Below are 14,554 nucleotides of genomic sequence, written 5' to 3'. Positions count from 1 at the left end.
TTTGTTGACTGCGCTACTCGCCCCAGTCACATAGGACAACTATGCTCCTGGGGTCTCGCTCGCTTGTCGTCGCGCTGCAACTCCAATTACTTTGGGTGTCGATGTGGCATACAGTTAACGGGCGTTACGGATAATTTCCTGCGCCATTAAATCGGCCACTTCATTGGTCGGTTTTTGCTGAGCATCAGCGCGCTCGAAGATATTGATCAGCGTATGGTAAATCTGGTTCACCTTAGTGGTTGACTCTTCAGCGTTGTAGCCTTGAGCCCGCATTTCCATGGCCACATTGATAATGCCACCTGCGTTGATCACATAGTCCGGTGCATACAAAATGCCTTTTTGACGCAAAATTTCACCATGACGGCTTTCTTTCAACTGGTTGTTGGCACAACCTGCAATGATTTTGCATTTCAGTTGAGGGATGCTGATGTCGTTAATGGTGGCACCTAAAGCACAAGGAGCGTAGATATCAGCGTCAACAGCATAGATTTCATCTAAGCCTACAGCTGTAGCGTTAAACTGCGCTACGGCGCGGCTGACAGCGTCCTGATTGATATCAGTTACGATCAGTTTGGCACCTTCTTTATGCAGGTATTCACACAGATAAAAACCAACACTGCCTAAACCCTGAACCGCAACAGTCAGGCCATTCAAATCATCTGTACCAAACTTATGCTTGGCCGCAGCTTTAATGCCACGGTAAGTTCCTAGTGCAGTGAAAGGACCTGGGTTGCCGCTTAAACCTTCTAAACCAGCCACATAAGGTGTTTCTTTGTTGACGATCATTATGTCGCCAGTGGTGATGTTTACATCTTCAGCGCTGACATAACGGCCACTCAACGAATGGACAAACTTGCCAAATTTGCGGAACAAGGCTTCAGATTTGATTTTTTTCGCATCACCAATAATAACGGCCTTACCACCACCTAATGGCAAACCTGCCATGGCATTTTTGTACGTCATGCCACGGGATAAACGCAATACGTCAACTAAGGCATCTTCATCAGCCACGTAGTCCCACATACGGCAGCCACCTGTCGCAGGGCCTAAGGCTGTGCTGTGGATCGCAATAATGGCTTTTAAACCTGTGGTTTCATCACTGCAGAATACGACTTGCTCATGGTTATCAAATTCAGGATGGTTAAATACAGCCACGACTTGTTCTCCGTTGATATAACTCACTGCACCTTGCAGGGCAGGGTAAGGGCTTTTTTGCGCCGCGGAATGTACCACTTCAGCGACACTTTCGCCATCTATCTGTAAAAACATAGTCTGGTAAGACCAGGTGATTGTCGACAATTTGTGTCAACTCTTGATTGTCGGGATTGAGTCACATAAAGTAACGCCACTTCAGGAGAGGAATATCGCAATGACAGATCAGTTAACCCCGGAACAACAAGAGCAGGCGCACAATGAGTGGGTTCAGGCTCAGTTCCAAAAAGCAAACCAGTACCTGGCAGAAAAAGGCATATTGCCAGACACTGTGGCAGTGTCAGAATCTCGTTATTTAACACCAATAATGGCTGTTTGGAAGATGACCGCACAAAACCGTCAACAATATTGGGTAATAAGTGGTGATTTACCTACAGATCACTTGCCTTTGTCGGCGGCAAAAGATGCCAGAGATGCTGTACGTGCTTTTTCATTTAACTGGCAATTAAAAGCCGAGCAGATTATGAATTCCGGCGCTTTGGATCAAACCAAAGTAGACTTTGCAAATTTATTGGTACGAAGAGCCCACGGTTTATATGAACTCTTTGATAAAGAAGAGTTGTGGGGCAAGCAGAGTTAAGTGTCCAGAGAGTATATAAATCTTTACATGCTGCGCTTAAGAAACAAAAAACCGCTTCGGCGGTTTTTTGTTTCTTAGCAATCAGCACTGATGAGGTTTATTCAGTAAAGTACCAGTAGCCTTTATTAATCAGCAGTGTTATGAGCTGTAAACGGCCGTTATCAGCAGAAAAATGCTGGCAATCTTCCTGACTCAGGCTAACCTGATCCGTCAGTTTTTTCACTGTATCAAGCTCAATCGCAGGTACTAAAAAGCGATCACCGTTGATGAAGAGTTGGATATCTTCGGCTGGATTGGCCTGATAATACAAAGTGCGCAGGCCACCTAATTTGGCTAGCACTGACCCTTCTTGCAGATACTCAGCAATTTCATCAGCTTCGTAATGTGGATCGGGTTCTGTTGCATCCAACTCGTGTTTGGCATGGCTGATATAACTGCCAAACCACTGAGCAGCAAGGTTTTTGTCGTCTACTAATTGACGCAGCAAATCCTGCACCTGGCTCAGATCTTGTTCACTGATAGCCCCGACGGACTCTGGTATCTGACGCTCTGGGTCGGTGAAACGACGACCCGTAATGTCCTGATCAATCAGATGATCGGCCAAACCCGTCAGTAAATCTTTTTGCGCCGGCGCGCGGAAACCCACTGAGTAGTTCAGTGACGGATCTAACGAGATGCCATCATGCGGGCAACCTGGTGGAATATATAAAATATCGCCAGGTTCAGTGATCACATCAATGCAGTCGATAAAAGGAGTCACCTGCAATAAACGCGGGTGAGGGCAGTGCTGTTTTAAGCTGCTGTCCGGCATGCCAACGCGCCAATGACGTTTGCCCTGGCCTTGAATAATAAAGACATCGTATTGGTCCAAATGCGGGCCTACTCCACCACCTGCAGTTGAAAAGCTCACCATCAAATCGTCAATACGCCAGTTTGGAATAAAGCGGAACGGCTCTATCAAAGCAGCAGAGTGCGGATGCCAGTGATCGACAGCCTGCACTAGCAAAGTCCAGCCTGCTTCGCCTAAATGGCTGAAATCCTCAAAAGGACCGGTTTCCATATCCCATACCGCATTTTTATTGCTAACAATACGGGATTCAATTTCTTCTTCACCGGCAAGGCCTGCCAGTTCGTCCGGGCTGATCGGGTCGACAAAGTTTCTAAAGCCCGCTTTGATCAGCAAAGGTTTTTTCTGCCAGTACTCTGCTAAAAACTGCTGGGCGGTTAATTCATTTAAAAATAATTGGTACATAGTTCTGGTTCACCATAAAAACAGGGCGATTAAATCGCCCTGTATAAAAACTCTAACCGAAGCTTAGTTTAGTCCAGTAAATCGACCAACTCGATAGCTGCACCTAAGTAGTTATCAGGACGCAGTGCTTTTAATTCTGCTTTCACTTCTGCAGGCAGCTCTAATTTATCGATAAAGACCGCTAAGTCAGCTGGCGTGATACGTTTGCCGCGGGTCAGTTCTTTCAGCTTTTCATACGGCTGTTCAATGCCATATTTACGCATCACTGTTTGTACCGGCTCTGCCAGTAATTCCCAGTTTTGATCTAGCTCGTTCATCAGGTTGGCTTCGTTGACTTCCAGTTTGCTGATGCCTTTTAAGCTCGCATGATAAGCAATAACCGTATACGCAAAACCTACACCTAAGTTACGCAGCACAGTCGAGTCTGTTAAGTCACGCTGCCAGCGTGATACAGGTAACTTGGACGATAAATGCTGGAATATGGCGTTAGCCAGACCCAGGTTACCCTCTGAATTTTCAAAGTCGATTGGGTTCACTTTATGCGGCATAGTCGAAGAGCCAATTTCACCGGCAATAGTGCGCTGCTTAAAGTGACCTAAAGCTATATAACCCCAGACATCACGGTCGAAATCGAGCAGAATAGTGTTAAAACGCGCAATGGCGTCAAACAGCTCGGCAATGTAGTCATGTGGTTCAATCTGAGTGGTGTAAGGGTTCCAGCTTAAACCAAGGCTGGTGACAAACTCTTCTGCAAACTGATGCCAGTTCAGGTTAGGGTAGGCGGACAAATGTGCGTTGTAGTTGCCTACGGCACCGTTGATTTTACCCAGCAGTTCCACCTTGGCAATTTGCTCACGCTGACGCTTTAAACGCATGTACACGTTCGCCATCTCTTTACCTAAAGTGGTAGGAGAGGCTGGCTGACCGTGGGTACGGGCCATCATAGGAATAGCTTTGTATTTTTGAGCTAAGGTTTTGATTTCGTTTAATAACTGATCGCACAAAGGCAACAACACTTCATCACGGGCTGCACCTAACATCAAACCATGGGACAGGTTATTGATATCTTCTGAGGTACAGGCAAAGTGAATAAATTCACTGATTGCTGCTAGTTCGGCATGACCCGCTACTTTTTCTTTGAGTAAATACTCAACAGCTTTGACGTCATGGTTGGTGGTGCGCTCAATGTCTTTGACACGCTGAGCATCAGCAAGGCTGAAATTGTCGACAATTCCGTTTAACAGTGCATTAGCGCTGTCAGATAAAGCCGGAACTTCAGTGATAGCTGCTGTGGCTGCTAATTTTTGCAACCAACGCACTTCCACAGTCACCCGGAATTTGATTAAACCATATTCACTAAAAAACTCACGCAGCTCGCTGGCTTTTGAGCCATAGCGGCCATCTACAGGGGAGATGGCGGTTAATGCTGATAATTCCATTAGGTGCTCCTATGAATGGGTTGGGGCAATAGTGTGTAAAACGGATTTGGCTTCATTAAGCAGGGCTTTGCGTTTGAATACAAAATGCAGACGGCTGCCACCGGACTGGCGCCATAACACCACGGCGCGGATAGCGGCCAATAACAAAGCGCGAACTTTATGCTGTACCAGTTGCTGCTTTAGCAGTTCTGGCTGACCAGCGACCTGAATTCGGGTGCCTAAAGAGCTGATGCATTCGACATAAATATCGGCCAGATTGGCAATGATGTTTTCATCGGTAATAGAAAAATGCTGCAGTTGCTGCTCTAAACGGGATAAACGTTTACCCAGGTTATCCAGATTGTCGCGGTTTTTTGTCAGCTTACGCTCCAGTGCAATGACGGACACCACATAACGGGTCAGTTCCACATCTTTGCGCTGATTGTCACCTAGCTGATCCACCAGACACTGATAACCAGCGCGCAGGTTCGCCACATCTTTGCCATAAATATCCAAAGGCTCGGCCGGAGACAAATTGGCGATACTGGCTAAACACAGCTGTAAATCAGTCAATGCCACATCGTTAGTGCGGGTGACTTGCTGTAAAAGCTTAAGTGCCTGGCACATACCGGCCAGAGCAAGGGTTTGAGTCTGAATACTGTGTTGCATAGTTTACTGTATGGCCGAATTAATAATGCCACCACCCAAACAAATCTCGTCGCTGTAAAACACAGCAGACTGACCTGGGGTCACGGCTTTTTGAGGCTGATCAAATACCACAACCACAGTGCCATCTGGCATAGGGGTCAGGGTGCATGGAATATCGGTTTGACGATAACGGGTTTTGACTGTGCAGCGAAGCGCCTGTTGTGGGCCTGTACGATCGACCCAGTGCAATTGGTTCGCCACTAAACCTTTGGAGAACATACTTGGATGGTCATGACCCTGAGCGACAATAAGACGGTTATTGATCAAGTCTTTTGCCACCACATACCAGGGCTGATCATCACCATCTTTTAAGCCACCAATACGTAAACCTTTACGCTGACCTAAAGTGTGATACATCAGGCCATCGTGCTGGCCAATTTTATCGCCGTCTACTGTGTAAATATCACCAGGCTGGGCTGGCAGATACTTTTGCAGGAAATCTTTAAATTTACGCTCGCCGATAAAACAAATGCCTGTGCTGTCTTTTTTATCGTGTGTAATTAAACCTTGTTCTTCGGCAATAGCCCGTACCAGAGGCTTTTCCAGATGACCGACAGGGAACAGGGTTTGCGCCACATGTTCTTCACCTATGGTGTAAAGGAAATAACTCTGATCTTTATTGGTATCCAGACCCCGCAATAACTGCCAGTGGCCTTCGACTTCACGGCGCTGCACATAATGGCCTGTGGCGATGTAGTCGGCACCTAAAGCTTCGGCAGCAAATTCAAGGAAAGCTTTAAACTTAATTTCCTTGTTGCACATAATATCCGGGTTCGGCGTGCGGCCAGCTTTATACTCCTCAAGGAAATATTCAAACACATTATCCCAGTACTCAGCGGCAAAGTTGACTTTATGCAGCTTGATACCCAGCTTGTCACAGACCGCCTGAGCATCTCTTAAGTCATCAGCAGCAGCGCAGTATTCGCTGTCGTCATCTTCTTCCCAGTTCTTCATAAACAGGCCTTCGACCTGATACCCTTGCTGCATCAGCAGGTAGGCGGACACTGAGGAATCAACACCACCGGACATACCGACAATGACTTTTTTGCTGCTGTTATCTGACATTACACCGCACTTTTTACTGGCTGGATGGGAACGGGCGCGGATTATACCACCAAATTGTTTGCCAAAAAATGTTAATAACAGCGGATCTGCAGACTTGTTTTCAATAGCTGTGAATGACTGCGTCTTTAATCTGATGGAGCGGCAGTAACTGCTTTTGCTCAAACTGTGTGATGGCATCCAGCACTAGTTGACTACGCACAGGCAGGGCATGAGTGCGTAACTCAGCCAAACTCAACCAGTGTAGCGCCAGAATATCGTCATCCTGTGGCTGATACTGCGCTGGTAATTCGGTAGGGGTAAAGACAAAATTCACCCGCACATAAAAATGACTATTGGCGGCTTTGAGCTGGGAAATACCCAGCCAGGCATCAGGCTCTAAGCTCAGGCCTGTTTCTTCTTGTAGTTCCCGTTTGATGGCACTGACGACATCCTCATTCTCCTCAACATGACCTGCAGGCTGATTCAGCACCAGACGGCCAGAGTTTTTATCTTTTTCTTCCACCAGTAAATAACGGCCTTGAAAATACAGTACAGCGGCGACAGTTAAATGCAATAAAGGACGGGACATAAACAACAGGCTCCTTAAATGAGGGCTTCGAATAAAAAGAAAGTGACGGAAAAACAACAAGACAACCTATTTATGCCATATATGAACAAAAAAACCGATCTTTTGTTGTAATTGACGCAAAACGCCCATAAATCGTTAAAGTTGCCACAGTGGTCGGGCCGCAGGCTAGTGCTTTTTCGCCTGACAATTAGGTAGGATAAAGCGCGACAGGGTTTGGGCCTCTACTACTTCTGTCGTAAAGCACAGTCCCTGACTAGGTTCTTGCGAATAGCGCTGTTATACTCGCACACCGCGAGTAACTGTAACGTTTTAAACAGCATAGGCACTTCGACATAGAGGTTTGCCTATCAAACGACTCAATTTTGCTGTAAATCCAGGAAACGATATGACCACCTCAAAAATTATCTACACTATTACGGACGAAGCCCCGGCATTGGCCACTTATTCTTTTTTACCTGTAGTGGAAGCTTTTGCCAAAACTGCGGATATCGAAATTGAAACTCAGGATATTTCTCTGGCTGGCCGTATTGTTGCCTTGTTCCCTGAATTTCTGACCGAAGCGCAGCGTCAACCTGATGCCTTAACAGGTTTAGGCGAGCTGGCGAATACGCCAGAAGCCAATATCATCAAGCTGCCAAATATCAGTGCTTCTATTCCACAATTAGTGGCTGCTATTAAAGAGCTGCAGGCTAAAGGTTACAAACTGCCTGATTACTCAGAAGATCCAAAAACTGCTGAAGAGAAAGAAGCCCGCAGCCGTTACGATAAAGTCAAAGGCAGCGCGGTAAACCCTGTACTGCGTGAAGGTAACTCAGACCGCCGTGCTCCTGCTTCTGTTAAACAATATGCCCGTAAAAACCCACATTCTATGGGCGCATGGAGCAAAGAGTCGAAATCTCATGTGGCTCATATGAGCGCAGGTGATTTCTACGGTAGCGAACAGTCAGTCACTATTGCTGAAGCAGGCCAAGTGCGTATTGAGCATGTAGCAGCTGATGGCAGTGTGACAGTACTGAAAGAAAAAACCGCAGTAAAAGCTGGTGAAATCATTGATGCTTCAGCCATGAGCAAAAAAGCACTGCGTGATTTTATCGCTGCAGAAATTGCTGATGCGAAAGCCAAAGATGTGCTGCTGTCTGTGCATTTAAAAGCCACCATGATGAAAGTGTCTGACCCTATTATGTTTGGTCATGTGGTCACTGTATTCTTCAAAGAAGTGTTTGAAAAACACGCCGCCACTTTTGCTGAATTAGGTGTGGATGCTAACAACGGTTTAGGTGATGTCTACGCAAAAATCGCGAAGCTGCCAGCCGATAAAAAAGCTGAAATTGAAGCCGATATCAAAGCTGTCTATGCCAAGCAACCTGCTCTGGCTATGGTGAACTCAGATAAAGGCATCACCAACCTGCATGTGCCAAGCGATGTGATTATCGACGCTTCTATGCCTGCTGCTATCCGTTCCTCTGGTCAAATGTGGGGCCCGGACGGCAAGTTAAAAGACACCAAAGCTATTATCCCAGACCGTTGCTACGCCGGTGTGTATCAGGAAACCATCAATTTCTGCCGTGAACACGGTGCTTTTGACCCTCGTACTATGGGCTCAGTGCCTAACGTAGGTTTAATGGCGCAAAAAGCGGAAGAATACGGCTCACACGATAAGACCTTTGAAATCAAAGCTGCTGGTCAGGTGCGTGTCGTAGATGCTGCTGGTACTGTGCTGATTCAACACAATGTTGAGCAAGGCGATATCTGGCGTATGTGTCAGGCCAAAGATGCTCCAATCCAGGATTGGGTGAAACTGGCGGTCAACCGTGCCCGTTTAAGCAAAACGCCTGCGGTATTCTGGTTAGATAAAAACCGTGCTCACGATGCTCAGCTGATTGCTAAAGTAGAACGTTACTTAAAAGATCATGACACCACAGGGTTAGATATTCAGATCATGTCGCCGGAAGACGCCACCCGTCATACCTTAAAGCGCATCAAAGAGGGTCTGGATACTATTTCTGTCACAGGTAACGTATTACGTGACTACTTAACTGACTTATTCCCAATTCTGGAATTAGGCACCAGCGCGAAGATGCTGTCTATTGTGCCTCTGATGAACGGTGGTGGTTTGTTTGAAACTGGTGCTGGTGGTTCTGCGCCTAAGCACGTTGAACAATTTGTTGAAGAAAACCACTTACGTTGGGATTCATTAGGTGAATTCCTGGCTTTGGCTGCATCTCTGGAGCATTTAAGTCAGGTGACTGGCAATGCTAAAGCTCAGGTTCTGGCTGATGCGTTGGATCAGGCGACGGCTAAGTTCCTTGATAACGATAAGTCGCCAACCCGTAAACTGGGCCAGCTGGATAACCGTGGCAGCCATTTTTATCTGGCCTTCTACTGGGCTGAAGCTCTGGCCGCACAAAGCAAAGATGCAGCTTTAGCTGCTCAGTTTGCTCCTTTGGCTAAAGCTTTAGCTGAAAACGAAGCCAAAATTGTGCAGGAATTAAATTCTGTCCAGGGCAAAGCAGTGGATATCGGTGGTTATTACAAACCAGACGATGCGTTAGCGTCCAAAGCGATGCGCCCAAGCGATACCTTTAATCAGGCATTAGCAGCACTGTAATTAACTGTAGGGGAGAGGCTTGTCCTCTCCCGTCTAATGATACCTCGGTGCTCATGGACGGGCCGGGACAAGCCGCGGCCCCTAAGACCCACTGTGTCTAATTTTAAGACGAACCATAGTTCAATTGAGACCAAAGAAAAATGCCGGCTTTAGCCGGCATTTCATATGGATATTCTGAGCTTCAGGTGGTTATTCAGGCTTTTCGCCCTCTGGCAGTGCGATATTTACTGCATGTAAACCTTTCGGGCCCTCAGACAGGTCAAACACCACATCCTGGCCGGCCTTCAGCGTACGGTAGCCATCCATGTTAATGGTTGAATAATGGGCGAAAATGTCTTCGTCACGACCATCTTCACGAATAAACCCAAATCCTTTGGCATTATTGAACCATTTCACTTTACCGGTAGCCATACTACTTCCTTCTCTAAGTTAGCTAAATTCTGTATTCTAAGACGGTGCAACAGGGAGCTGCGGGCAGACTCCACCATTTACTGTAGATAATTTGTGCAACTAGTCAAGTTTTTTGCAGACTTGTAAACAGAGGTTGCAGGTACTATCTATAAGGTAGGGATACAAAGTGGCCGCAAAGCCTGTAGTGGCTTTAGGTCCGGCAAAAAAATACATCAATGCAATTTTGATGCTTTGAACAGGCGTGGCTATAGTTTATGAGCGGTTATAAAGAAAATAATGGAACAGATCACGGAGTGGTGGAGAAAACCCGGCAACAGGTGAAACCTCCTTCCATGTATAAAGTGATACTTCACAATGATGACTATACTCCTATGGATTTTGTCATTGATGTGTTAACCCGGTTTTTTAATATGCAATATGAAAAAGCCAGTGAAATTATGTTGCAGGTGCATTACGAGGGGATGGCGGTCTGTGGAGTGTTCACGGCCGAGGTAGCGGAGACCAAAGTTCAGCAAGTGTCCATTTATGCGAAAGAGCACGAACATCCATTGTTATGCACTATGGAACGGGCTTAACGCCAAACAACTGCTGTTGTAACTCAGGTGGATTAGGAGTGATGTTGTATGTTGAACAAAGATCTTGAGTTAACCTTAAATCTGGCGTTTCGGTTTGCGCGGGAAAAGCGTCATGAGTACATGACGGTGGAACATTTATTATTAGCTTTATTGGATAACCCGGCAGCTGGTGAGGCATTAAAGTCTTGCGGTGCTAATATAGACCGCCTGCGGCTTGATCTGTCGCATTTTATCGATTCAACCACCCCTTTGTTACCAGAGGATGACGCAGACCGCGACACGCAGCCTACGCTCGGATTTCAGCGTGTACTGCAACGTGCAGTGTTTCATGTGCAGTCCTCAGGTAAATCTGAAGTCACAGGGGCCAACGTATTAGTCGCTATTTTTAGTGAGCAGGAATCTCAGGCTGTTTATTTGCTGAAAAAAATCGATATCAGCCGCTTGGATATCGTCAACTACATTTCTCATGGCGTAATCAAAACCGAAAAAATCGAGCAGCAGGACGAGCAGCAAGATGAAAACGGTGATGTGCAGATTGAAGAAAACAAATACCTGGAAAGCTTCACAGCGAACCTGAATATTCTGGCGAAAAATGGCCAGATTGATCCATTGGTTGGCCGCGATATGGAGCTGGAACGTACGATTCAGGTGTTGTGCCGCCGCAAGAAAAACAACCCCTTATTAGTCGGTGAAGCAGGGGTAGGTAAAACCGCTATTGCCGAAGGTCTGGCTTATCGCATCGTCAATAACCAGGTGCCTGAAGTCATTGCCAATGCCACTATTTATTCACTGGATATGGGCTCCTTGCTGGCCGGTACAAAATACCGTGGCGATTTTGAAAAGCGCTTAAAGTCCTTGCTAAAAGAAATCGAAAACGAAAAAGATGCAGTGCTGTTTATTGATGAAATACACACTGTCATTGGCGCAGGAGCAGCGTCCGGTGGTGTGATGGATGCATCCAATCTGATTAAACCGCTGTTATCCAGTGGTCGTTTACGTTGCATCGGCTCAACCACTTATCAGGAATTTAAAAACATCTTTGAAAAAGATACAGCGCTGGTGCGTCGTTTCCAGAAAATTGATGTGGTTGAACCCAGCGTGGATGACACCACCCAAATTCTGCAAGGCTTAAAAGAGCGTTACGAAGCGCACCATGGCGTGCGTTATACCCAAAAAGCGCTGCGTGCTGCCGCTGAGTTGTCGGCCAAGTACATCAATGAGAGGCATTTACCGGATAAAGCCATAGATGTGATTGACGAAGCAGGTGCCAGTCAGCGGTTATTGCCTGTATCCAAACGTAAAAAAGTGATTAATGTGCCGGAAATTGAGCATATTATTGCCAAGATGGCGCGTATTCCTGAAAAGTCAGTGTCAGCGTCCGATAAAGATACGCTGGCGAACTTAGACCGTAACCTGAAAATGGTGGTCTTTGGTCAGGACGAACCTATTGAGGTCTTAACGTCGGCCATTCGTTTATCCCGCTCTGGATTGGGCAACGAAGAAAAGCCTATTGGTAACTTCTTATTTGCAGGCCCAACAGGGGTGGGTAAAACTGAAGTCACCAAACAACTGGCCAAAATTATGGGCGTAGAGCTGCTGCGTTTTGATATGTCCGAATATATGGAGCGCCACGCGGTCAGCCGCCTTATTGGCGCGCCTCCTGGTTATGTTGGTTTTGATCAGGGCGGTTTACTGACCGATGCGGTATCAAAACATCCGTACTCAGTGGTGCTTTTGGATGAAATCGAAAAAGCGCACTCTGACATCTACAACATTCTGTTGCAGGTGATGGATCATGGTACGTTAACCGACAACAGCGGGCGTAAAGTGGATTTCCGTAATGTGATTTTGGTGATGACGACCAACGCGGGTGTGCAAGAGACGGTGCGTAAAACCATCGGCTTTAAGCAGCAGGATCACAGCCACGATGCGTTAGCTGAAATTAACCGGACTTTTAGCCCTGAATTCAGAAACCGTTTGGATGGCATCATCTGGTTTAAACATTTATCCCGCGACATTATTCTGCAAATTGTCGACAAGTTTGTTTGCGACCTGCAGGTGCAGCTGGACAAAAAACAAGTCTCGATGGAGTTAAGTGGTGCAGCCCGTCAATGGCTGGCCGACAAAGGTTACGATCAGGCAATGGGTGCTCGTCCTATGGCTCGGGTGATCCAGGAGCAACTGAAAAAGCCTTTGGCCAACGAAATTTTGTTTGGACGACTGGCGCACGGCGGTGATGTGCGGATTGATCTGAAAGGCGATGAATTAGAATTTGACTACAACGAAGAAGAAGCTTTGGTATAAGTATAAAGCTTAGTTAAATTCTTCGAATACGAAAAAACCCGGCCTGGCCGGGTTTTTCTTTAAAGCAAATAGCGTTAGCGCTATTTGGTTCCGTCAAATCTTAACGTTGACGGAACACGATGCGACCTTTGGTCAGATCGTAAGGAGTTAATTCAACAGTGACTTTGTCACCTGTCAGAATGCGAATGTAGTTTTTACGCATTTTGCCTGAAATATGGGCAATAACTACGTGGCCGTTTTCTAACTCGACCTTAAACATGGTATTTGGCAGGGTATCTAAGATAGTCCCTTGCATTTCAATTACATCTTCTTTCGCCATTCAGCGTGCCAGCCTCTTATTTAAATTCATTAGTTCAAAAAACTGCCGCAGATTTTGCCGAAAAAGGGCAGATAAGTAAAGCAAGATAGACAGATTTAGCGAAATGAGAGCCATTCTCCGGCTATAAAGCGTTGTTGTGGTAAAAATTTTGCCTTGTAACTCATCTTTTGACAGTGTTGGATGTAATAACCCAGATAAACAAAATGGACGTTTTCTGTTTTGGCTTGTTCAATCAGCGCCAGAATCGCCAGGGTGCCAAAAGCCAAAGCATGACCAGTCTGGTAAAAAGTGTAGACAGCGGAAAAGGCATCGGCAGTGGTGTCGACTACGGTCACAGCCACTAGATTTTCGCCTACATATTGTTCTAAAAACTGTATTTTCAGCCAGTCAGCTTGCCATAAATACGACATTTGCTCTGGACTGGTCGGCGACATCGAACTGTCGGCATGTTTAGTGTCTATATAGGATTGGTACAAGGCATAGTATTTTTCTGTGCAATCCTTTGTCTTGCTGTGTTGTACCAACTGATATCGCCAGCTCGTGCGTTTGGCTTTATTCCAGAGCCTTCGTTGGTTGCTGTTCAATTGAAATGCCGTAGCTTCGAGTCGCACCGACTGACATTGCTGGCAACCTTCACAGTAGGTGGTATAAATCTGCTCACCGCTGCGTCTGAAATTCAGCGTTAAGAGTTGCTGGTAAAAGGTCGCGTCCAGGGGCTCATCCGGCAGAGTAAATAATAAACGCTCCTGGCGGTCGGGCAGGTAATTGCATGGCTGTTGCTGGCTGACTCCAAGTTTTAAGCCTGACATCCTAAAGCTCCAACACAATATCCTGCACACGCCAACTATCAGCGGGGCAAAGCAGGGATTTATGATTGGCCAGTAAGGTCAGGTACGTTCTTCGAGACAAAGGCTCTGCTCCTAACTGCTGTAAAAAAGGATTCATCATCTGACAATCAATATAGCCTGTGGCAAAAGAAGATAAATGCTGCTGTAAGGCCGCCAGCGCAATTTTTGCGGTATTGGGTAAGGTATTAAACATAGACTCACCACAAAACAGCTGGCCAACCATCACACCATAACAACCACCGACCAGTTCGCCATCAGACCAGACTTCAATGCTGTGAGCATGACCTTGCCGATGCAAAGCAATATAGGCCTGTTGAATGTCGGGGACTATCCAGGTGCCTTGTTGCGAAGCGCGTGGTGCACTGCAGGCTCGAATGACCTGCGAAAACGCCTTGTTGATACTGATTTGAAAGCTGGAATGGTGTAAGAACTTACGCAAAGAGCGGTTAGGTTTTAATACGCCGGGTTTAAAAATGGCGCGTTGTGACGGACTCCACCACAGCAGCGGATCGCCTGGGCTAAACCAGGGGAAAATACCACTTTGATAGGCTTTTAATAAACGCTCTGGCGATAAATCACCACCCATCGCCAATAAACCATCCGGTTCAGTCAGAGCCTGACTGACCGGAGGGAATTCAAGCGATGCTTTTGATAATTCGGGTAAATAAATCACCACTATTTACCCT

14 protein-coding genes are annotated in these 14,554 nt (G+C 46.4%); 4 read left to right on the top strand and 10 right to left on the bottom strand.

The window, feature by feature from the left end; genetic code table 11:
• Window positions 1-114: 114 nt before the first annotated feature.
• Window positions 115-1,299 (bottom strand): Glu/Leu/Phe/Val dehydrogenase, encoded by a 1,185-nt coding sequence (locus P3C17_RS10780; protein ID WP_300929447.1) that lies wholly within the window; start codon window positions 1,297-1,299, stop codon window positions 115-117.
• Between the two features lie 70 nt (window positions 1,300-1,369).
• Here P3C17_RS10780 and P3C17_RS10775 point away from each other — a divergent pair, with 70 nt between their 5' ends.
• Complete coding sequence (locus P3C17_RS10775) at window positions 1,370-1,792, top strand: DUF4826 family protein (protein WP_300929446.1); 423 nt, start codon at window positions 1,370-1,372, stop codon at window positions 1,790-1,792.
• 97 nt (window positions 1,793-1,889) lie between these two features.
• Here P3C17_RS10775 and P3C17_RS10770 read toward each other — a convergent pair whose 3' ends face one another.
• The 5 genes from P3C17_RS10770 to P3C17_RS10750 form a co-directional block, all read right to left on the bottom strand.
• On the bottom strand, window positions 1,890-3,044 hold the full coding sequence (locus P3C17_RS10770) for a cupin domain-containing protein (protein ID WP_300929445.1): 1,155 nt from the start codon (window positions 3,042-3,044) through the stop codon (window positions 1,890-1,892).
• A gap of 68 nt (window positions 3,045-3,112) precedes the next feature.
• Window positions 3,113-4,483 carry an adenylosuccinate lyase gene (gene purB / locus P3C17_RS10765; RefSeq protein WP_300929444.1) on the bottom strand — a complete coding sequence of 457 codons (1,371 nt, stop codon included), beginning with the start codon at window positions 4,481-4,483 and terminating at the stop codon, window positions 3,113-3,115.
• 9 nt (window positions 4,484-4,492) lie between these two features.
• Complete coding sequence (gene hflD / locus P3C17_RS10760) at window positions 4,493-5,131, bottom strand: high frequency lysogenization protein HflD (protein ID WP_300929443.1); 639 nt, start codon at window positions 5,129-5,131, stop codon at window positions 4,493-4,495.
• 3 nt (window positions 5,132-5,134) lie between these two features.
• Complete coding sequence (gene mnmA / locus P3C17_RS10755) at window positions 5,135-6,235, bottom strand: tRNA 2-thiouridine(34) synthase MnmA (RefSeq protein ID WP_264346505.1); 1,101 nt, start codon at window positions 6,233-6,235, stop codon at window positions 5,135-5,137.
• A gap of 100 nt (window positions 6,236-6,335) precedes the next feature.
• Window positions 6,336-6,803 carry an NUDIX domain-containing protein gene (locus tag P3C17_RS10750; protein WP_300929442.1) on the bottom strand — a complete coding sequence of 156 codons (468 nt, stop codon included), beginning with the start codon at window positions 6,801-6,803 and terminating at the stop codon, window positions 6,336-6,338.
• Window positions 6,804-7,188: 385 nt separating this feature from the next.
• On the opposite strand from P3C17_RS10750, the gene P3C17_RS10745 reads away from it, so the two are divergent.
• Window positions 7,189-9,411 carry an NADP-dependent isocitrate dehydrogenase gene (locus tag P3C17_RS10745; RefSeq protein WP_300929441.1) on the top strand — a complete coding sequence of 741 codons (2,223 nt, stop codon included), beginning with the start codon at window positions 7,189-7,191 and terminating at the stop codon, window positions 9,409-9,411.
• 189 nt (window positions 9,412-9,600) lie between these two features.
• Here the strand turns inward: P3C17_RS10745 and cspD are convergent, their stop codons facing one another.
• Window positions 9,601-9,822 (bottom strand): cold shock domain-containing protein CspD, encoded by a 222-nt coding sequence (cspD, locus tag P3C17_RS10740; RefSeq protein ID WP_300929440.1) that lies wholly within the window; start codon window positions 9,820-9,822, stop codon window positions 9,601-9,603.
• Window positions 9,823-10,076: 254 nt separating this feature from the next.
• Here cspD and clpS point away from each other — a divergent pair, with 254 nt between their 5' ends.
• On the top strand, window positions 10,077-10,397 hold the full coding sequence (gene clpS / locus P3C17_RS10735; RefSeq protein WP_233006877.1) for an ATP-dependent Clp protease adapter ClpS: 321 nt from the start codon (window positions 10,077-10,079) through the stop codon (window positions 10,395-10,397).
• A gap of 48 nt (window positions 10,398-10,445) precedes the next feature.
• Window positions 10,446-12,701 carry an ATP-dependent Clp protease ATP-binding subunit ClpA gene (clpA, locus tag P3C17_RS10730; RefSeq protein WP_300929439.1) on the top strand — a complete coding sequence of 752 codons (2,256 nt, stop codon included), beginning with the start codon at window positions 10,446-10,448 and terminating at the stop codon, window positions 12,699-12,701.
• Between the two features lie 100 nt (window positions 12,702-12,801).
• Here the strand turns inward: clpA and infA are convergent, their stop codons facing one another.
• The 3 genes from infA to aat all read right to left on the bottom strand — a co-directional run bounded on the left by infA (window position 12,802) and on the right by aat (window position 14,544).
• On the bottom strand, window positions 12,802-13,020 hold the full coding sequence (infA, locus tag P3C17_RS10725; RefSeq protein WP_008610216.1) for a translation initiation factor IF-1: 219 nt from the start codon (window positions 13,018-13,020) through the stop codon (window positions 12,802-12,804).
• A 95-nt stretch (window positions 13,021-13,115) separates the two neighbouring features.
• On the bottom strand, window positions 13,116-13,829 hold the full coding sequence (locus P3C17_RS10720; RefSeq protein WP_300929438.1) for an arginyltransferase: 714 nt from the start codon (window positions 13,827-13,829) through the stop codon (window positions 13,116-13,118).
• 1 nt (window position 13,830) lies between these two features.
• Window positions 13,831-14,544 (bottom strand): leucyl/phenylalanyl-tRNA--protein transferase, encoded by a 714-nt coding sequence (gene aat / locus P3C17_RS10715; protein ID WP_300929437.1) that lies wholly within the window; start codon window positions 14,542-14,544, stop codon window positions 13,831-13,833.
• Window positions 14,545-14,554: the final 10 nt, after the last annotated feature.

This window comes from Rheinheimera sp. 1928-s (genome assembly GCF_029269265.1).
Taxonomy (GTDB): Bacteria; Pseudomonadota; Gammaproteobacteria; order Enterobacterales; family Alteromonadaceae; genus Pararheinheimera.
The sequence above is the reverse complement of the archived record's forward strand: the minus strand, read 5'-3'. Positions and strand labels throughout refer to the sequence as shown.

Bases quoted from the DNA above. Each gene is read 5' to 3' on its own strand.
- P3C17_RS10775 (WP_300929446.1), top strand. From the start codon at position 1,370: ATGACAGATCAGTTAACCCCGGAACAACAAGAGCAGGCGCACAATGAG.
- P3C17_RS10770 (WP_300929445.1), bottom strand. From the start codon at position 3,044: ATGTACCAATTATTTTTAAATGAATTAACCGCCCAGCAGTTTTTAGCA.
- purB (WP_300929444.1), bottom strand. From the start codon at position 4,483: ATGGAATTATCAGCATTAACCGCCATCTCCCCTGTAGATGGCCGCTAT.
- hflD (WP_300929443.1), bottom strand. From the start codon at position 5,131: ATGCAACACAGTATTCAGACTCAAACCCTTGCTCTGGCCGGTATGTGC.
- mnmA (WP_264346505.1), bottom strand. From the start codon at position 6,235: ATGTCAGATAACAGCAGCAAAAAAGTCATTGTCGGTATGTCCGGTGGT.
- P3C17_RS10750 (WP_300929442.1), bottom strand. From the start codon at position 6,803: ATGTCCCGTCCTTTATTGCATTTAACTGTCGCCGCTGTACTGTATTTT.
- P3C17_RS10745 (WP_300929441.1), top strand. From the start codon at position 7,189: ATGACCACCTCAAAAATTATCTACACTATTACGGACGAAGCCCCGGCA.
- cspD (WP_300929440.1), bottom strand. From the start codon at position 9,822: ATGGCTACCGGTAAAGTGAAATGGTTCAATAATGCCAAAGGATTTGGG.
- clpS (WP_233006877.1), top strand. From the start codon at position 10,077: ATGAGCGGTTATAAAGAAAATAATGGAACAGATCACGGAGTGGTGGAG.
- clpA (WP_300929439.1), top strand. From the start codon at position 10,446: ATGTTGAACAAAGATCTTGAGTTAACCTTAAATCTGGCGTTTCGGTTT.
- infA (WP_008610216.1), bottom strand. From the start codon at position 13,020: ATGGCGAAAGAAGATGTAATTGAAATGCAAGGGACTATCTTAGATACC.
- P3C17_RS10720 (WP_300929438.1), bottom strand. From the start codon at position 13,829: ATGTCAGGCTTAAAACTTGGAGTCAGCCAGCAACAGCCATGCAATTAC.